Genomic DNA, 18479 nt, shown 5'->3' on the forward strand with positions numbered 1-18479 from the left:
GTTACTTGCGACCGCCCTTCAGTTCGTCCTGCATCTTCTTGAGCTCCTCCGTTTTACCGGCGGCGGCTAGTTTAGCCTGTTCCTGCCAGGTATCGTGCTTGGCGAGACGGAAGCGCGCTCCGGCTTTCTGTAGCACGTCGGCGAGCAGATTCTCTTTGGCTTTGGCCAGATCCGAGTAAGTCATGATGCCGGCTTCGTTGAGCAGACCCGCGATCTTCGGACCGATGCCTTCGATCTTTTTCAAATCGTCACCCTGAGCGGTAGAAGCCTTTTTGGTGGTTGCCTTTTTCGCGGTCGTTTTCTTCGCGGGGGCTTTTTTTGGCGTGACTACGGGCTTAGTCGCCGGTGCGGAATTGGCGGCCTGAATGGCATCGCTCTTTTTAGCGGTTCCTTTTTTCGCGGTCGGTTTCTTGGCGGCGGGTGCTTTCCCCGACTGCTCCCCTTCGGCAACTTGCTCCAGCGAGAAGCAGCAATTCTCGGAGCCGTGGCCGCTGTCGGTGTACGCCTCGGCGCTGTCGTCGTTCGCCCAGTGATGCCCGTCGATCAGGTAGCGGAACTGGTAGTGGCCGGCAGGTAGCTCGGTGGTTCCGGTATAGGCTTTCTTTCCGTTCTTCAGTTGGAGGCCTTCTTCCCAGCTCCAGTCGTTAAAGGTGCCGAGCACACGAACGTCGCGGTTTTCACCGACCCGTTCCTGGGGAATCTCGAAGGAAACCTTGTACTGGTTTTTGGATTTTACGTAGTTGGACTTAATCATCGTGGGTGTCTTTATGGTAAAATTATAACTCTAATGCCTGACCGTCAAAGCGTTGGGCGCCGAACGCAGGAGCTACGTATGGAACGTGAGTCAGCCTTCCAGGTTTACACCCGTAAAATGTTCCGAAGGAAGGGGTGACTGCTAGTTAAACCGATGCTATCCTCCCGTTCGGACCCAATAATTGACGGTATGGGAAAGTAATGGGTAAACGTAAAATATTTATCGTCTTGCGACCACTTGGCACGTCAAACGGGACACGCACACCAGTTTGCCACGCTGATCGGTTATCTCGATCTGCCAGACTTGTACCGTTCTTCCCACCCGTACCGGACGGACGGTTCCGGTGACGCGGCCTCCTTCGCCGACGCTTCTCAGGTGACTGGCGTTGATGTCTACCCCGACGACGATATAATTATCCGGGTCCTCCAGGGCCAGAAAGCCCGCAACGCTACCCAGGGTTTCCGCGAGGGCAACGGACGCACCACCGTGAAGTAAGCGAAAGGGTTGGACCGTCCGGTCGTCGACGGGCATTTCCGCCACCAGGTAATCGTCGCCAAAATCGACGAATTGCATGCCCAGCGTCGCGCCGAGGGTATTCGGTCCCATGGCATTCATGCCGGCTAGGGTGGGGGGCGTTTTCCAGATCATTACGCTTCGACGTTTTTGCGGCTGATGGCTACGATAACCTCCGCGGCTTTTTGCATTTCGGACACACTGGCCCATTCGTACGGAGAGTGAAAAGCATGTTCCCCGGCGAAGATGTTGGGGCAGGGGAGGCCCATGAAGCTCAGGCGTGCCCCATCGGTTCCGCCCTGGATGGCCGCTTTACGTACCGGAAGCCCAACGGATGCGATTGCCGCTTCGGCCAGCTCCGTTACCCGGGGATGGTGGCGGATCACTTCTTTCATGTTGCGGTACTGCTCCTTAGTTTGCAAGGTGATGCGGCTGCTAGGGTATTGGGGGGCCACCTCCCCGATGATCGAACGCAACAGGGCGGCATGGTCGGCCAATTGGTCGGTTTCGAAATCCCGTAGGATGAAGTCGATACGTGCATGTTCCGCTTTGGCCGTCATGCTTACGGGGTGTAGGAAGCCTTCCCTTCCCTCGGTGCTCTCCGGGCTGAGCCCGCCGCGGGGCAGGGCAGCAATGATGTCGCCGGCGATCTTCACCGCGTTTTCCAGCTTACCCTTACCGAAGCCGGGGTGGGCGCTCACGCCCTCGATGGTGATCGTGGCGGCATCGGCGCTGAAGGTCTCGTCCTCCAGGCTGCCGCGCGCCTCCCCATCGATCGTGTAGCCAAAATCGGCGCCTAGCTTCTCCATATCCACGGCGTCGACACCCCGTCCGATCTCCTCGTCCGGAGTAAAGAGGATGCGCAGCTTGCCGTGGGGAATGGCGGGATGCTGTAAAAGGTATTCCACCGCGGCCATGATCGCCGCGATACCGGATTTGTTATCCGCGCCAAGCAGGGTATCACCGCTGGAGGTAACGATGGTTTGGCCGAGATTCTCCCTCAATCCTTCGAAGTCATTCGCCCGCAGGATGACACGGTTGCCGAGGGGTAGTTCGATATCGCTGCCGTCGTAAGCTTCGTGCACCAGGGGTTTGACGTTCGTGCCGCTGGCATCGGGACTGGTATCCATGTGGGAGCAAAAACAGATGACGGGGGCGGCTTCGTGGCCCGGGGTGGCCGGTATGGTCGCGTACACGTACCCGTGCGGATCGAGCTCCGCGTCCATCACGCCCAGGTCCCGGAGCTCCTCCACCAGTACCCTGGCGAGGTCGAGTTGCTTGGCCGTAGAAGGCTGGGTGTCGGAGGAGGGGTCCGATTGGGTATCTATGGCGACGTAGCGCAGGAAGCGATCTAGAACTTGCATGCCGCAAGATAGCAGGACGGCGCGACAGCGGGAATGCACAAAAGAATCTGCCGCCCGTCCGGCAGCGGCGGTTGGAGGATCGAACATTTGCCCGAACTCAAGGCATTAACTGAGTTACGTTGCACCCGCGCTCCGGCGCCCCACCCCTGACCTGCACCACCCAATGACTTACTCCGCTACTTTCGTCGCTATTCTCGTCCTGGCCCTGGCCGGCGGACTGATCTATTACCTGTTCCGAGACGAGCCACTGGGGCCGCTGCCGGAATTCCGGAAACAGTGGCGGCGGTTACTGCGTAAGAAAGTAACCTTCTACAAGACACTGGATCGAGACGACAAGAAGCGGTTCCAGGAACGGATGCGCTTCTTCTTCCAGCGGGTACAAATTACCGGTATCGACACGGAGGTGACCGAGCTCGACCGGGTACTGGTAGCCGCCAGCGGAATCATTCCCACCTTCGGTTTCGACGATTGGAACCAGTACCCGAAATTACGGGAGGTGCTCCTGTATCCCAACACATTCAATAAGGAGACCTTCGCTACCGAAGGAGCGGACCGTACGATAGCCGGAATGGTGGGTGGCGGCTACATGAACGGCAAGCTCCTGCTCTCCCAACACGCCCTGCGAGCCGGATTCGACAATGCGGGAAGGAGCAACACGGGGATCCACGAATTTACCCACTTGCTGGACAAGGCCGACGGGGAGACGGACGGGATACCGGATTACTTCCTGGATAACCAGTACCTGATCCCGTGGGTCGAGATGATTCGCTCCGAGATGGCGGCGATCCAGCAGGGAAATTCCGATATCGACGATTACGCTCTGACGAATAAAGCCGAATTCTTCGCGGTGGCCGCGGAGTACTTCTTTAACCGCCCCGCTGCCTTTGCGAGCAAGCATCCGGAGCTCTTTTCCTTGATGGAGCGCATCTTTCACCAGGATCTCGACCACGACGGCGGGGTTGGTACGGTGAATCACCAGGATCCGGTGGCTACCACGCCGGAATAGCGCGCAAACATGTACTCAAGGGGCCGGTTACCTAATCCATGATACCAGCCATACGCCGCCGCTACAACGATACCTTCACCAATGAGGCCTACCGGGCCATGCTTAGTTGGCTGGGCGGGCAGTACAACCACGATCCAAAATTTCACGTGGCGGAAACGCCGGTGTTCTTTTCCCGCGCGTTTCGTGAACGCGTATTTCAGGCGTGTGACGACGTGATTGCCACGGTCACGGCGCCGGACTATGCCGAACGGGCCGCCCGTGCCATTCCGCCCGGGGAAAAAGTTCCCCGCCAGGACGAGCGGCCGTTGTTTCTGCAACTTGATTTCGGCGTCTGCCGCGCCGAGGATGGCAGCCTCACGCCGCAGTTGGTGGAGGTGCAGGGGTTCCCCTCGCTTTACTTCTTCCAGGGTTTACTCGACCGCAGTTTCCGGCGCTTTTTCACCATCCCCGAAGGATTTTCCGCCCGCTTTGACGGATCGAGCGATGCGGATTACCTGGAGCTGCTGCGAAGCACGATCCTGAACGGCCACCCGCCCGAAAACGTCATTTTGCTGGAGGTGGATCCGAAAGGACAGACTACCCGCATCGATTTCGTGGTGGCCTGTGCGGAGTTGGGGATCAGCGAAGTGTGCATCAGCGAGGTGGACCTCGAGGACGGTCAGCTCTACTACCATCGCGACGGTAAACGGACGCGGGTGCTCCGGATCTTCAATCGGGTCATTTTTGACGAACTGAAGGCCAGAACGGATCTGCAGCGCAAATTCAATCTCATCGAGGATGCCGAAGTGGAATGGGCGGGCCATCCGAACTGGTTTTTTCTCATCAGCAAGTTCAGCCTGCCGTTCCTGGATAGTCCGTACGTGCCGGAAACGCACTTCGTTTCCGACCTGGATAGCTATCCGGAGGATCTTTCCAATTACGTGCTGAAGCCGCTATACAGCTTTGCGGGTATGGGGGTGAATCTTTACCCCACCGAAGCGGACCTGCGAGCCCTCGAGCGGCCGGAGCACTACATTCTGCAACGGAAGGTAACCTACGCGCCGATCGTGGAAACTCCCGATGAACCCGCCCGGGTGGAGCTGCGCATGATGTACCTTTGGCCTCCGGACCGCGAGCGGCCAACTTTGGTCAATAACTTGGTCCGGCTATCGAAAGGGGAGATGATCGGCGTCCGCTACAACGAGGGGAAAACCTGGGTAGGCGGGACGGTCGGGTATTTCGAGCCCTGAGATGACCGTCGGATAATCCATCAGCATGCGCCTTTACCTTTACGCCCTTTGCTTTCTGTTCGCCTGTACTACCGAACCGGCCGTGGATACCGTGGCCACCGTCGATCCCTATACGCTACCCAGTACGGACGGCGAAGCCCTGAACATGGTCGTCGAGATTCCGGCCGGTACGAACCACAAGATTGAATACCACCCCGGAAGCGGTTACGTAAATGACACCCTGGCCGACGGGAGTACCCGGATCGTGAATTTTCTGCCGTACCCCGGCAATTACGGCTTCGTTCCTTCTACCCTTATGGACAAAAGCCGGGGGGGAGACGGCGACGCCCTGGACGTACTGGTGATCGGGGAAAGCGTGCCTACGGGAACGCAACTCCGGGTTATTCCCATCGGGGCCCTGATGCTGCGGGACCGGGGAGAAATTGACACGAAGATCATTGCCGTAGCCGCCGACCCCGAACAGCGGACCCTGGACGTGACAAATTTTTTGGATTTTACCCTCGGCAACGATGCGGCCAAACGCATCATTGAAACCTGGTTTCTGAATTACAAGGGTCCGAACGTTACGGAGCTCCTCCGCTGGGAAGACGAAGCCTACGCGTGGCGGGAAGTGCGAAAGTGGCAAACCGACAACCAATAGTTAAATTCACGGTAAAGAAGCTCCTCGATTGAGCAAAAGGCGGGCTTCTCGGTTATATTGTCCCGGGAAATGACACCGCATCTACCGTTACCATACCAAGCCTCAGGCGTCTTAATTTGCCTAACTACCCTAATTACTTACCATCGATGAAACGCTTACTCTCACTCAGTTTACTTCTCTCGGTTACCGCCCTCAGCGCCCAAAGCTTTGAGTGGGACAAGCCGGCTGCGGCCGCTCATCCTAAGGAGATACAGCGTATTGTCCCCGCAGATGACATCAAGAGTGGGCAGGAGCAGGGTGGTCTAGCCGGAATCTATGCGCCCGACGCCGATGGTACGCCTACGGCTTACGGGGAGATTTACCGGGCTAACGAACTCACGGGAAGCCATCCCGCCTTACCCCTCGGAACCCTTCTGCGGGTTACCAATATCAGCAACGGCCGTTCGGTGGTCGTCCGGATTACCGACCGAGGTCAGGAATGTGCCGACTGCGTGGTCACGCTAAGCAACACCGCAGCTCACCAGCTCGGAATGAGTGAAAAGGCAGCGGTCACCATCGAGCGGGATGGCTTCAGCAACTGGAACCCCGTACCTCAGGGGGAAGCCACCTCGGCAGCCGAAAACGTGGCCTTACCCGCCGCTAGTGCCGTTTTGGCGCCGCAGCCGGTAAGTCCGGAAACAGCAGCGGAATCCGAAGCCGCCCGCCCAAGCGTATTTAGCCGGGAAGTGACCTCTCCAGGGCCCATTCCCGCTATCTCGGAAGCTCCCAAGGGCGAAGCCGTTGCCTACCAAAGCACGGTGACTCCACCGACGCCAACCGTAGCCAACAGCCGCCAGTCGCGGGGCGGAGATGATATCGTCGAGCAAGCTAGTTTCACGGTTCAGCTAGCAGCGTACAATAACGAGGCTTATGCCGTGCAGCGGGTGCAGGAGCTTAAGGAGAAAGGCCTGGACAATGCCTATTACCGGTCCATAACGAAGGAAGACGGTGAGGTGATCAATCGGGTATTTGCCGGCACTTACCTCAACCTGACCGATGCCCAGGCAGCGGCCCGCGATATTGCCGGGCAGTACAACATAACGGGTATCGTGTCAAAGCTGTAGGCGACGTCCAAGCAATCTTGACAAAGGGCGCACGGCATTGCCGTGCGCCCTTTGTTGTTGACGACGGAAATTAAATCTTCCTGGATAGTTGGTGGTTGGGAAATTATAATCTATTATAGATGCCTGTTGCCGTCATAAACTGGTGTTTAAAGGCCATTTAGGTAACATTTCCGTAGTACAGCCGTTATTTTCCAAATAATCATCATTTCTATGACTAATCAATCGCACGCCCCCCTGCAACCTGCTGCGATACTCTTCATGGTGGGGGTAATTTTATTTCTTCTCTACGGTTGATTTCAGCATCCAACCCAGCTATTTTCCATCCGTCACGAGACCACCAATTGCTTCGGTTCGGGATAATGTAGCCTGTATGTATGTGTATGGGGCATTTTTGTAGCAAGGACTTTATATCCCTGTTTACGGTCTCTGATGTCGATTTTACGCCTTCACCCGGGGCAGTGTTCGGGGCAGGCGGCAAAAGCCGTTCCGGTGGCTCGACGCCCGTTGAAAAGCGGATTACTCTGACCGATTGGGGTTCGGTCATAGACCAAATAAAAGGATAATTCGACAAGGGTGATTTTATCGATAGGCACGATTTGCCGTGGGCAGCGTTTATAATGTATTAAACTGCTTCACCCATGGTCATCGTACTCACCTACATATCCCTTATTGCCGGTGGTTTACTAATCGTCCTGCTGCTGGCGGGAATCTTTGGCGGGATGGATTTTGACGTCGATGCCGACGTAGATGGTGAAGCGGCGGTCGGCATGGGTGGGGTAGGAATCATCAAGGGCGCACTTACCTTTTTGTCCGTCGGCTCGTGGGCGGCGAGGCTCCTCCTGATTACATCATCTAATCCCTTCCTCTCCTTGCTAGCCGGACTCGCCGCCGGGGCAGTTGCCGTTTACCTGCTGTCTTTGGTGGTGTCGTTCCTGCTCAATCAGGAAGCGGACGTAAACTGGCAAGCGGAAGACACCCTACAGGAAGTGGGGCAGGTATATCTGCGAATCCCTGCTCAGGGAGAAGGAATTGTACGGGTAGCGGCAAAGGGCGGAATACGGGAAATGAAAGCCCGCAGCCGGCATGGCCTGGACCTTCCTACGGGAACGATGATTATCGTGGAGGAATGTACTCCCGAGGGCATGCTGGTAGTCAGCCCGACGGAGCCTATGCCGCACTCCAAACCACTAGAACCTTAATCCAGAAGCTTTGGCCCGTTACTCCGGCCGGCTTTTTTACACACCCTCACTCATAAATCCTTCTATAATGGAATTCCTACTTCTTCCCGCAGCCGTGGTAGGCTTGATATTCATCTTCGCCGTTTGGTTGGTCAGCCGGTACAAGCGGTGTCCCAGTGACAAAATTCTGGTAGTATACGGGCGGACGGGCACCGATGCCTCCGCCAAGTGCTACGCGGGAGGCGGTACGTTCGTTTGGCCGATTATTCAGGACTACCAGTACCTCAACCTCACGCCGCTATCCATCGACGTAAATTTGCAGGACGCCCTGTCGAAGCAAAATATCCGGGTGAGCGTTCCGGCTCAATTCACCGTTGGTATTAGTAACAAACCCCACCTGATGCTGGCCGCCGCCGAGCGGTTACTGGCGCTTGATCGGGCTAACATCAGCAGCCTGAGCCACGATATCATTATGGGTCAGATGCGGTTGGTGATCGCGAACATGGATATCGAGGAACTCAATATCGACCGCGATAAATTTGTCGAAAGCGTTTACCGAAACGTGGGGGAGGAATTGCATAAAATCGGTTTGGAACTGATCAACGTTAACGTTACCGATATTCAAGACGAGAGCGGCTACATTAAGGCGCTCGGGCAAGAGGCCGCCGCCAAAGCGATCAACGACGCCAAAATCAAGGTCGCGAACGAGCTTCGTACCGGTAGCATTGGCGAAGCGGAAGCCCAGCAGGACCAGCGTTCAAAGGTAGCTGATGCCAATAGCCGGGCAGAAATCGGCGAGGCAGCGGCACTCCAACAGCAGCGCATCCAAGTAGCCGCTGCCAACAGCCGCGCCGAGATTGGCGAGGCCGAAGCGCAGCGGGAACGGCGCATCAAGGTATCCGAAGCGGAGAGTACGGCCCAAATCGGGGAGGCTGCTAGCCGGGCCGAAGCAACCGCGGGTAAGAACACCGCCGAAATCAAGATTGCGGAAAGTAATGCTGCTCGGGACGTAGCCATGGCCGAAGCACGCAGACGCGCGGAAGCCGCGAGGAAGGTAGCGGAAGCCAAGGCCCGGGAAGAGGCCTATCGCGCCGAACAGGATGCGGAGATCGCTCGTGCCGCAACGGAAAAAGCCCGTATGGAAGCCGAGCAGGTTGTCGTAGCCGACATTGAAAAACAAAAAGCCATCATCGCGGCCCAGGCAGAAGCCGAAAGACGTCGGGAGATCGCTAGGGGTGAGGCGGACGCCGTATTAATGAAGTACCAGGCCGAGGCTCAGGGAATGGAAGAACTGCTCCGCAGGCAGGCTGAAGGATTTCAAAAGCTCGTGCAGGCTTCGGGCGGCGACGCGCAGAGTGCCATAAACTACCTCATGCTCGATAAATTGGCCGAGCTTACCCGTATTCAAACCGATGCGATCAAGGATATCGACATTGAAAAGGTGGTCGTATACGACAGCGGCAACGGGCAGGGAGTTGGAAAATTCGTGCAGGGGCTCTACGGGATGGTACCCCAGCTAAATGATTTTTTGAAGCAAAGCGGCATGCAACTTCCCCAGCATTTGGTTACGCCGGACGGAACAAAAAAGGCGGATGGCAACCACGAGGCGGTAGTTAAATAAGCCTGTATTATATGTATGATGGGATACCGAATCATTCTGATCGGGCGCATTCCGTTTATTACCTTTGCCGCTTGCTTACGTGACATTTGTCCTTACCCATGAATTTTCGTTTTTTCCTAATGGTTGCCTCAATCGGCATGTTCTTGGGCTGCGCAGGGGGATCTGTCGCTACTAGTGAATTTCCCGAAAACCGGAGTAAGGAGGAAGTACGCATCGTGCTTAAATCGGAACCGCCGACCCTCAATCCGCTTCTTTCCGTTCAGAGTATCACCCGCTACGTAGCGGAGCAAATCTTCCAGACACTTAACCGGCAAAATCCGAATACCTACGCCCTGGAACCCGCCCTTGCCTCGGTGCCTACCGTAAAGCAGTTGCCGCAGGGTGGAATGGCTTACGATTACCGGATCGATAGTCTGGCCCGCTGGCCTAACGGTAGCCGCGTTACCGCTTCGGATGTCCTGTTTAGCCTCAAGGCCATGCTCAATCCGCTAGTCGATGCCGGCCCCTACCGGCCCTACTACAGCATGATCGACGACGTGCTGATCACGAGTCCCGATAGCCTCTCGTTCCGCGTCATTACGAAGCGGCCATATTTCCTTTCTGCTCAGGCGATCGGCGACTTATACGTGTACCCTGCGTATGCGTACGACCCGGAGGGCTTCCTGGAAGATGTGGCCGTCAGCGACCTGACCGATCCCGTTTCCGCTGATCGTGTCAGTAAAACCGATGACCGGTTGCATCGCTTCGCCGATAACTTCAACAGTCCGGCCTGGGGGTACGACCCGGAACGGGTCGTCGGCAGCGGTCCCTACGCTTTGGAGTATTGGAAACCCGGTCAACGTATTCGACTGAGTTTGCGCGAAGACTATTGGGCCAAGGGCCGAAAGGAGGAATATTTGAAAGGGGTGCCGCAGACCCTGACTTTCGAAATAATCTCCGACAATACGACCACGGCCAATGCCTTGCGCGATCAGCTGGTAGATATTGTGATGGATTTGCCGATCGACCAATTCGTCAATTTGCGCAACGAGGCATACCTACAGGAAATCTACAACTTCGTTTCGATCCCCAGTTTCAAGTATTATTCCATTCTTCTTAACCAAGACGATCCCCTGCTTGGCGACAGCCTTACACGTCGGGCTTTGGCTCACCTGGTTGACGTAGATCTAATAATTCAAAACTTTTTTCCGGATCTGGCCCAGCGGGTCAGCGGTCCGGTTTTGCCGTCGAAAGATTACTACAACCGGAGTTTGCCGCCAATCGATTTCGACCTCGAGAAGGCACGGAAGTTATTGAAGCAGGCAGGTTGGGTAGATTCGAACGGTAACGGCATCCTGGACAGAGAAGTAGCCGGGGAACGCAGGGAATTGAGTTTTACCCTGATGAGCTACACCAACCCGACCAGTGAGGGCATTTGCCTGTACGTCGCTCAGACCGCCGCCAAAGTGGGCATCGACATCATCGTCACGCGCCAGGAGGGACGTGCCCTCATCGAGAAGCTCAACACCGGCGAGTTCACGGCATCCTTCTACGGCTTGGGCTTCGAACCCAGTCCCGATGATTTTTCCCAGGTATGGGCTTCTGCGTCCGTTCCACCCAGCGGAACCAACCGCGGAAACTTCCGGAATCCGGAAGCAGATAGTCTCATTCGTCAGATAGCCGCTACCACCGACTCTTCGGCCAGGGCACCTTTGTACCAGCGTTTCCAGGAAATCATTTACCAGAATCAACCGATGATTTTCCTCTATTCTCCCGAGGCGCCCCTGGTTATTGCCAAAAGGTTGGAGTACACGCTTACCCCGTTGGCGCCAAACCTGCATTTCAACGCAATCCAGGTGAGGCCGGCCTCCTAATCGTATTCAACGAAGATCAATGAAAAGCTTATTTAGCATATTGTTCCTCTTGCCGCTATGGTGTTTTGGGCAGGACACTACGCTTACCGAAGCGGTAGACACTACCATCTACAGCTTTGCCGACGCGGCACCCCGGTTCCCCAGTCCCTGCGAACGTTACGATACCACCGATGCCGCCAAAGCGGCGTGCGCGCAGCAGTTTCTGCTGGATTATATTTACAAGCGGGCACTCTATCCCCCCGAGGCTCAGGAACAAAATATCAGCGGAACCGCGGTTATCGCATTCATCGTCGAGCCGAACGGTATGATCAACCGCCCCGAAATATTGCGCGATCCGGGGGGCGGCATCGGTATGTCGGCCCTGCGCAGCGTGGTAGGCATGGGGCGGGAGTTGCTGTGGCGACCCGCGATGAAAGATAGCATGCCCGTTAGGTTTCGATACATTCTACCCATTCGATTTCGATTGGAAGAACCTAAGCCTTACGTAGTAATTGGTGCGGATACGGTCTATACCGATCTTACCAAACAGGCCACTTTCATTGGTAACGACGGCAACCTAGCCGATTACTTCAACGAAACGATTACGTATCCTGACATTCAGCAAGACAGCTGCGCCACGGGGCAGATTGACATGCAGCTGTTTGTCCATCCCTCTGGCTTGGTGACCGTCAACGACATCATAGACTACAACGACCTGGGGGTAGCCTTTACGGGAAAGGCGATCGATGCCGCAACCGCCTCCTTTAACCAGTGGATCCCCGCCGAATACCAGGGCAGGAAGGTGATCAGCGCCCAGGACGTAACCTTTAACTTCGTGCCCACCGACCCCGGCTGTGCCTACGTCGTAGAAGACTATAACGAAGCCCTGCAGCTTATGCAGGACGCCCAACTCATGCTGACCGATTCTACCGCGCTTTCCGCTGCTTTGGGCAAAATGGACGACGCGATCGAGCGCTTTCCCCGGGATGGTCGTTTCCGCATCCTTCGCGGCCAGGTTCGGCTCGATAACCAGATGCTCCCGGGAGCCTGCGAGGATCTTTCCCTGGCTCGGTCGGTCTCGTTGGTGGACTGGTACGACTCATTGCTCCCCTTGATCTGCCGGGTTTCCGAAGAACAGGAGGAGGAATAAGTCGTACCCGTCGAGCTTTACCCGAAGGCTGAATCTACCAGTTGCTTCTGTTCCTTGGAGTGAACGGGTTTGTAGCCCGTTGCAGGGGACGCGGTAGCCGCCCGGCCCACGTACTTCAGTACTTGGTTAAAGCCGAGCTCTTCATTGTATAGGAACTGGTCGCTGATATAGCTCCAGCCACCCGCGTTCCGGCTCTCTTCCTGCACCCAGACCAGCTCCGCTCCCTGGTACCGGTCGCGAAGTAATTTGAGCTGATTAACCGGCAGGGGGAAAAGCTGCTCGATCCGCGCGATGGCCACATCCTTTCGGTCCTGTTCTTCTTTCCGCGCCGCCAGGTCGAAATAAACCTTTCCGGAGCACAGCAGCAGACGCTTTACGAGGGAGGGGTCGCTGACCGTTGGGTCATCTATAACTTCCTGAAAACGGGTACCGGGTCCAAAATCCTTGATAGAGCTCACGGCACGGTCGTTGCGCAGTCCTGATTTCGGCGTCATCACGATCAGCGGCTTACGGAAATTCCAGGTAAGCTGGCGGCGTAAAAGGTGGAACATATTTGCCGGCATGGTGGGGTTGGCCACGATCATGTTGTATTCGGCACACAGTTGCAGAAAACGCTCTAAGCGGGCGCTACTGTGTTCGGGCCCCTGGCCTTCGTAGCCGTGGGGGAGTAGGACGGTGAGTCCGGTCATGCGGCCCCATTTGCTTTCCCCGCTGCTGATGAACTGATCGAAGACGGTCATCGCTCCATTGGCAAAATCGCCGAATTGGGCTTCCCAAATCACCAGGTTATCCGGGCTAGCGGTACTGTACCCGTATTCAAATCCCAGCACTGCGTATTCCGAGAGCAAGGAATTGTAAATCCGCATCTTTCCCTGCTTCTCATCCAGCCCATCGAGGCGGTTGTACAGGCTTTCCCCGTCCTGGCTTTTAAGGACCAGGTGACGGTGGCTAAAGGTACCGCGGCGAACGTCCTGCCCGGACATACGGACGTCGTGACCTTCCATCAGGAGGGTGGCGTAGGCGCTTAATTCCCCGATCGCCCAATCTAGTTGATCATTGCTGACGGACTGCTCGTAATTGTTGTAAAGGCGATTGACCTTGTTGACCGGTTCGAAACCCTCGGGTAGGGTAGTGATGTGCTTCAGAACCGCCTTCATCGTTTCCTCCGGCACGCCCGTTTCCGGAGATTCGGCGAAGTATTGGTACTCCCAGTGGTCGCACTTAAGCTCGCTCCAGGCTTTTTCGGGCGGCTGGTAGCTGTAGGGCAGATCGCTGTTTTTTACTTTTGTATGCACGGACTGCAACTGCGACTTAAATTTTTTGGCCATCTCTTTGGCCAATTTAGAGTCGACGTCCTTACGGGAAACTAACTGGTCGGTGTACACCTGGCGGACGTTGGGATGCCGCTTGACGCGCTCGTACATGCCCGGTTGAGTATATCCGGGGTCGTCGCCTTCGTTGTGGCCGTTCTTCCGGTAGCAGAGCATGTCGATAAAAACATCGGAGTTAAAGCGGTTGCGGTACTCCATCGCTAATTTGGAAACGTAGTACACTGCTTCCGGATCGTCTCCGTTGACGTGGAAGACCGGTGCCTCGATCACGGTCGCTACGCCGCTGGCGTAAATGCTGGTCCGGGCATCTTCGTAATCGGTTGTGAAGCCGATCTGATTGTTGATGATCAGGTGGATCGTTCCCCCCGTCGTGTATCCCTCCAACCCACTCATCTGGGCCGTTTCGAATACCACCCCCTGGCCGGCCACCGCCGCGTCGCCGTGGACGAGAATGGGTACGATCTTGTCGTAGTCGTTTTCGTAAAGAACATCCGCCTTGGCCCGAGCGAATCCTTCTACCACGGGTCCAACCGCTTCGAGGTGGCTGGGGTTGGGCGCGAGCTTAACGTTAACGGATTTGTCGGTACGGGTTGCGATGATCGAGCTATAGCCCATGTGGTACTTCACGTCGCCGTCTCCCCTGAGCTTGTCCGGAATGACGCCCTCGAATTCCTGGAAGATACTTTCGTAGCTCTTCCCCATGATATTCGCTAAGACGTTCAGCCGGCCGCGGTGCGCCATGCCGATAACGACTTCTTCGACCCCGTCCCGCGATGCTTCGCAGATGATGGTATCCAGTACGACAATAGCCCCTTCACCGCCCTCCAGGCCAAAGCGCTTCTGCGCCGGGTATTTGGTCTTCAAAAAGTCTTCGAAGCCGACGGCATCGTTGAGGGTTTCCAGAATGTGGCGCTTGTCGTCCAGATCCAGGCCATAGGCTTCCTCCGGGTGATGCTTCTCGATTCGCTCCCGTAGCCACCGCCGTTTTTCACGGTGAAAGATGTGATCGGTTTCGAAACCGATGCTGCCGAGGTAAATTCGGTCCAGGTTCGCTACGATCTGGCGCAGGGTGCTGCCTTCGGGCATGAAGAGGTGGTGACCGGCCTTGAAGGGCGTGTCCAGGTCTTCTTCCCCCAAGTTAAAGTCTTCCAAATCGAGCCCGGCGTCGGGGTCGTTGAACTCCTGGATCGGGTCTATATTGGATGCGACGTGACCACGGATCCGGTAGGCCTTGATCAGGGCGAAAACGTTCAGCTCTTTTTGGACGTGGGCCCAGTCTACCTCTCCGTTCGCGCTAGTGGGCAGGTTCGAGCCTGCCGTCTTCTCCGTACCGTAATCAAAGCCGAGGAAAAAATCGCGCCAACTTTCATCGACGGATTCTGGGGATGCTGAATATTGTTGATACAGCTTCTCGATATAGCCCGGATGGGCATTTGCTAGGTGCGAATAATTGCTCATAATAGTTTTTTTCAACGCCTTCCCAAAGCGGTTGTTCAACGCGTTTACCCGTAGTAACGACCCAGTACCCACTCCCATGCGCGTCCGGGCAGAATCCGCCGCGCAAAGGTGCTGATTTTCTGAATGGGTTCTCCAATAACGTAATGCGGCGCCAGCTGGTCTTTGACAAGGATTTTCCGTAGCTCGTCGGCCACGTAGGCGGCCGTCATTCCCTGGGCTACGTTAGCCACCATGGAGTCGTCGGCCCTTTGGTAGCGGTCCCGGTATATTCCCTCCACCTCAGCGGCGGGTTGCCGATACTGGGTGGCAATCGAATTCGTGGCAATGTCTCCCGGGCTAACGCAGCTTACCTGGAGGTTGGAGCCCCTCGTTTCCAAACGCAAGCTATCCGAGAGCGCAATGACCCCCGCTTTGCTGGCGCAGTAAACCGAACGAAAGGGAATGCCCATGTGGCCGGCGATGCTGCTCAGCAACAACAATCTTCCCCGCGGGCTGGCCCGCAGCTGGGGTAAAGTGGTCTGACAAAGGTTCCAGCTTCCCCAAAAATTCGTGTCCATAATGCGCCGCGCCCGTTGGGTAGGCATGTTTTCCACGGGGCCCGCTCCGCCGATGCCGGCACAGTGCACGACGGCATCCAGTCGGCCTTCCGTCGCTACCAACTTGCCGATCGCCCGGTGGAGCGCCTCCTCGTCACTTATGTCGGCGGGTAAAGACCTGACCCCCGGAAGATCGACCGTCCTGCGGCTCATCCCGTATACCCGCCAGCCTTGCCGTGCCAGTAGGGGGGCCAGCGCCTCGCCGACCCCGGACGAGACACCGGTAACTAGAGCCACTTGTTGCATGGATTTGACTTTGGTCGGCGCAAATAACGGAACTTATAACAGCAAACCAACGGTCCGTAGCGTTAGGGTACCGTACCTTTGTACCGTTACGGCTGGTTACTTTGTCCGCTTCCGGCTATGCCGGCGGGCAAATGCAAGCAATACATCGACCCGGAATACCACAAAATAGTATGGCTACCCCCGAAAAAGACCTGGAAACTACCTTCAACGAGAAAGGCGAGCTGATTAGCCCGGTCCTTCCCGCAGGCGTGAAAAATTTTTTGATTGACATTGACGGGACGGTCTGTGACGATATCCCCAACGAGGAACCCGAGCGCATGGCTACCTGCCTGCCTTACCCGGACGCGTTGCGGATCGTGAACAAATGGTACGAGGACGGTCACATCATCACCTTCTTCACTTCCCGCACCGAGGAGCACCGGGAGATCACCGAAGAATGGCTCAACCGGCATAATTTCAAGTATCACGGTATGCTTATGGGTAAACCTCGCGGCGGCAACTACCACTGGATCGACAACCACATCGTTAAGGCTACCCGCTTCAAAGGAAAGTTTACCGACCTGATCGTCAAGAACCGTGACGTAGAGGTGTTTAACGACTAGGTCGCACGCCCTCCCGTCTTTCGCTAACAACTGATGTGTCTTGAGAATCCGGTTGGCTATCCTACCGGTGCAGGAGTTGGATGCGGTACGCCTACGGTCTAGGTAGCAATCCGTTTCCAACAGCGCGAATCCTTACGGGGCATTGCCCGACCCTATACTGTATGCTGTCCCTGCCGGAAACCGCACGTGAGTGCATGGATGTAAGCTATCCGCCAAAGTCCCTTCCCGCGCACCCATACTGCTATCGGACCAATCGATCCCTTACCCATTTTTCGGCGATTGAGCCCTATCGATAGAATGGATCCCCCGATGAAAGCTCAAATTAGGTGTTGCGCCGTGTAAGTGCAAGACGTATATTTGGTGAGTAGCCGCGTTAATTGTGACTAAGAGACCTACTTAACAAACCTATCCGGTTGCGGAGGAAGATATTTCCTCTGCGACTTTTTTACGCTTTCTGACATACCATGATGATTGCCCCGAGATGCCTCTGGCATCCGGGGTGCTTTCATTGTTGGTTTTCCGCGTAGAAGGCGTCTTTTTCCACCACCTGTACACGCTCACCGGAGGCGAGCGTCCTGCTTAGGGCCGTGTATGGTCCCGCTACAACTTGCTGTCCGGGTTCGACTCCGGAGACTATCTGGATATACTTGGCATCCTGGAGGCCGGTTTGAACCGGTACTTTTGAAATCGTGTCGTTTTGAACGATAAAAATCACCTCCTGGAGGTCGGCCGTTCCGGCAGGGTCGTCTTCGTTGGTTTCGCCTTCCCGGGTAGCAACTGATTCGATCGGTACGCTGACGGCGTTCTCGGCCACCTGGGTTAGGATATCCACGCTGGCGGACATCCCCGGGCGGAAGGGATAGGCATTGCCGGCGGAGATTAAATCGGCGTAGCTATCCGGGTCGATGCTGATCCGTACCTCGAAGTTGGTTACCTGATCGCTGTTCAACACGTTGTCGGCCAAGCCTGCGGTGGTACTGCTATTGGCGATCTGGGTGACGGTACCGGTAAATGTCCGGTTGAGGTAGGCATCCACCTCGACATTTGCCTTATCGCCCAGGTTGACGGAAGGAACATCGTTTTCACTTACCTCGACGCGAACTTCCATGGCATTGAGGTTGGCGATCCGCATGAGCTCGGTACCCGTCATTTGAATCGTTCCTACTACCCGTTCTCCCTGTTCTACGTTCAGTAGCGAGACCACTCCGCCCATCGGGGCGTAGATGGTGGTCCGGCGCAGGCTGGTGCGCAATTCGTTCAGGGTGGCTTCACTGGACTGGATGCCGTATTCGGCGGCACGGGCGCTTTCCTCCGCAGCCTGGATATTGCTTTCCGCGGCGCTCAGGTTCGCTTCCAGTCCGCGCACGTTCGCCTGGCTGGTTTCCAATTCCGCTTCGCTGATCACACCATCCTCGAACAGTTGCTGGTTGCGTTTCAGGACATCACGGGCGTTGGCCAACTGGGCGGCAGTTTGCTCGCGTTGCGCCTGCTGGGTCTTGATCTGGGCGCGAGCGTTGGCCAGCTGCGCCTTGCTGCTATTGACGCCGGCTACCCCCCGGGCTACTTGCGATTGGTAGGCATCAGCATCGATTTTGGCCAGGAGCTGATTCGGAACTACGCTATCGCCTTCTTCGACGTAGAGTTCGACCACTTCCCCCGAAACGTCTGAGCTGATTTTTACTTCCGTTTGCGGGAATATTTTACCGCTGGCACTCACTACCTCCTGAAGATCGCGTAGCGCTACCTCCCGAACGAATACCCGTGTTCCCTCCTCGGGGCGGTTGCTTAAAATAATGGCGACTACGGCGATAAGCGCTATAACTGCCAAACCAAGAATGATGGCTTTACGGGACATG

15 protein-coding genes are annotated in these 18479 nt (G+C 56.2%); 9 read left to right on the plus strand and 6 right to left on the minus strand.

Annotated elements, in window-relative coordinates:
• Position 1 precedes the first annotated feature (1 nt).
• The 3 genes from CLV84_RS12935 to pepT all read right to left on the minus strand — a co-directional run bounded on the left by CLV84_RS12935 (position 2) and on the right by pepT (position 2631).
• Positions 2-754 carry a helix-hairpin-helix domain-containing protein gene (locus CLV84_RS12935; RefSeq protein WP_104420208.1) on the minus strand — a complete coding sequence of 251 codons (753 nt, stop codon included), beginning with the start codon at positions 752-754 and terminating at the stop codon, positions 2-4.
• Between the two features lie 219 nt (positions 755-973).
• Positions 974-1402 carry a hotdog fold thioesterase gene (locus tag CLV84_RS12940; RefSeq protein ID WP_104420209.1) on the minus strand — a complete coding sequence of 143 codons (429 nt, stop codon included), beginning with the start codon at positions 1400-1402 and terminating at the stop codon, positions 974-976.
• Entirely contained in the window at positions 1402-2631 is a 1230-nt protein-coding gene (gene pepT / locus CLV84_RS12945; protein ID WP_104420210.1) for a peptidase T, read from the minus strand. Before pepT ends, CLV84_RS12940 begins: the two co-directional genes overlap by 1 nt.
• 163 nt (positions 2632-2794) lie before the next feature.
• Here pepT and CLV84_RS12950 point away from each other — a divergent pair, with 163 nt between their 5' ends.
• The 8 genes from CLV84_RS12950 (at position 2795) to CLV84_RS12985 (ending at position 12390) form a co-directional block, all read left to right on the plus strand.
• Positions 2795-3637: a M90 family metallopeptidase gene (locus CLV84_RS12950; protein ID WP_104420211.1), complete on the plus strand. Its 843-nt coding sequence runs from the start codon at positions 2795-2797 to the stop codon at positions 3635-3637.
• 38 nt (positions 3638-3675) lie between these two features.
• Entirely contained in the window at positions 3676-4866 is a 1191-nt protein-coding gene (locus CLV84_RS12955) for a hypothetical protein (protein ID WP_104420212.1), read from the plus strand.
• 25 nt (positions 4867-4891) lie between these two features.
• Positions 4892-5506, plus strand: coding sequence for an inorganic diphosphatase (locus CLV84_RS12960; protein ID WP_104420213.1), 615 nt, complete (start codon positions 4892-4894; stop codon positions 5504-5506).
• A 146-nt stretch (positions 5507-5652) separates the two neighbouring features.
• Positions 5653-6609: a septal ring lytic transglycosylase RlpA family protein gene (locus tag CLV84_RS12965; protein WP_104420214.1), complete on the plus strand. Its 957-nt coding sequence runs from the start codon at positions 5653-5655 to the stop codon at positions 6607-6609.
• A gap of 638 nt (positions 6610-7247) precedes the next feature.
• Positions 7248-7808: a hypothetical protein gene (locus CLV84_RS12970; protein WP_104420215.1), complete on the plus strand. Its 561-nt coding sequence runs from the start codon at positions 7248-7250 to the stop codon at positions 7806-7808.
• A gap of 67 nt (positions 7809-7875) precedes the next feature.
• Positions 7876-9408 carry a flotillin family protein gene (locus CLV84_RS12975; protein WP_104420216.1) on the plus strand — a complete coding sequence of 511 codons (1533 nt, stop codon included), beginning with the start codon at positions 7876-7878 and terminating at the stop codon, positions 9406-9408.
• Between the two features lie 215 nt (positions 9409-9623).
• Positions 9624-11261: an ABC transporter substrate-binding protein gene (locus tag CLV84_RS12980; protein WP_170067696.1), complete on the plus strand. Its 1638-nt coding sequence runs from the start codon at positions 9624-9626 to the stop codon at positions 11259-11261.
• A 19-nt stretch (positions 11262-11280) separates the two neighbouring features.
• Positions 11281-12390 carry an energy transducer TonB gene (locus tag CLV84_RS12985; RefSeq protein ID WP_104420218.1) on the plus strand — a complete coding sequence of 370 codons (1110 nt, stop codon included), beginning with the start codon at positions 11281-11283 and terminating at the stop codon, positions 12388-12390.
• 17 nt (positions 12391-12407) lie between these two features.
• On the opposite strand, the gene CLV84_RS12990 is transcribed toward CLV84_RS12985, so the two are convergent.
• Both CLV84_RS12990 and CLV84_RS12995 read right to left on the minus strand, forming a co-directional pair.
• The gene (locus CLV84_RS12990; protein WP_104420219.1) at positions 12408-15179 is read right to left on the minus strand and encodes a 2-oxoglutarate dehydrogenase E1 component; all 2772 of its coding nucleotides are present in this window, start codon (positions 15177-15179) and stop codon (positions 12408-12410) included.
• 44 nt (positions 15180-15223) lie between these two features.
• Positions 15224-16021, minus strand: a complete 798-nt coding sequence (locus CLV84_RS12995) for an SDR family oxidoreductase (protein WP_104420220.1) — start codon at positions 16019-16021, stop codon at positions 15224-15226.
• A gap of 170 nt (positions 16022-16191) precedes the next feature.
• Between CLV84_RS12995 and CLV84_RS13000 the strand changes: the two genes are divergently transcribed.
• The gene (locus tag CLV84_RS13000; RefSeq protein WP_104420221.1) at positions 16192-16623 is read left to right on the plus strand and encodes an LNS2 domain-containing protein; all 432 of its coding nucleotides are present in this window, start codon (positions 16192-16194) and stop codon (positions 16621-16623) included.
• Positions 16624-17128: 505 nt separating this feature from the next.
• On the opposite strand, the gene CLV84_RS13005 is transcribed toward CLV84_RS13000, so the two are convergent.
• Complete coding sequence (locus tag CLV84_RS13005; RefSeq protein ID WP_104420222.1) at positions 17129-18478, minus strand: HlyD family secretion protein; 1350 nt, start codon at positions 18476-18478, stop codon at positions 17129-17131.
• Position 18479: the final 1 nt, after the last annotated feature.

The organism is Neolewinella xylanilytica (assembly GCF_002934605.1).
Classification (GTDB): Bacteria; Bacteroidota; Bacteroidia; order Chitinophagales; family Saprospiraceae; genus Neolewinella; species Neolewinella xylanilytica.

Bases quoted from the DNA above. Each gene is read 5' to 3' on its own strand.
- CLV84_RS12950 (WP_104420211.1), top strand. From the start codon at position 2,795: ATGACTTACTCCGCTACTTTCGTCGCTATTCTCGTCCTGGCCCTGGCC.
- pepT (WP_104420210.1), bottom strand. From the start codon at position 2,631: ATGCAAGTTCTAGATCGCTTCCTGCGCTACGTCGCCATAGATACCCAA.
- CLV84_RS12990 (WP_104420219.1), bottom strand. From the start codon at position 15,179: ATGAGCAATTATTCGCACCTAGCAAATGCCCATCCGGGCTATATCGAG.
- CLV84_RS12965 (WP_104420214.1), top strand. From the start codon at position 5,653: ATGAAACGCTTACTCTCACTCAGTTTACTTCTCTCGGTTACCGCCCTC.
- CLV84_RS12940 (WP_104420209.1), bottom strand. From the start codon at position 1,402: ATGATCTGGAAAACGCCCCCCACCCTAGCCGGCATGAATGCCATGGGA.
- CLV84_RS12970 (WP_104420215.1), top strand. From the start codon at position 7,248: ATGGTCATCGTACTCACCTACATATCCCTTATTGCCGGTGGTTTACTA.
- CLV84_RS13000 (WP_104420221.1), top strand. From the start codon at position 16,192: ATGGCTACCCCCGAAAAAGACCTGGAAACTACCTTCAACGAGAAAGGC.
- CLV84_RS12960 (WP_104420213.1), top strand. From the start codon at position 4,892: ATGCGCCTTTACCTTTACGCCCTTTGCTTTCTGTTCGCCTGTACTACC.
- CLV84_RS12985 (WP_104420218.1), top strand. From the start codon at position 11,281: ATGAAAAGCTTATTTAGCATATTGTTCCTCTTGCCGCTATGGTGTTTT.
- CLV84_RS12935 (WP_104420208.1), bottom strand. From the start codon at position 754: ATGATTAAGTCCAACTACGTAAAATCCAAAAACCAGTACAAGGTTTCC.
- CLV84_RS12955 (WP_104420212.1), top strand. From the start codon at position 3,676: ATGATACCAGCCATACGCCGCCGCTACAACGATACCTTCACCAATGAG.
- CLV84_RS12975 (WP_104420216.1), top strand. From the start codon at position 7,876: ATGGAATTCCTACTTCTTCCCGCAGCCGTGGTAGGCTTGATATTCATC.
- CLV84_RS13005 (WP_104420222.1), bottom strand. From the start codon at position 18,478: ATGTCCCGTAAAGCCATCATTCTTGGTTTGGCAGTTATAGCGCTTATC.
- CLV84_RS12995 (WP_104420220.1), bottom strand. From the start codon at position 16,021: ATGCAACAAGTGGCTCTAGTTACCGGTGTCTCGTCCGGGGTCGGCGAG.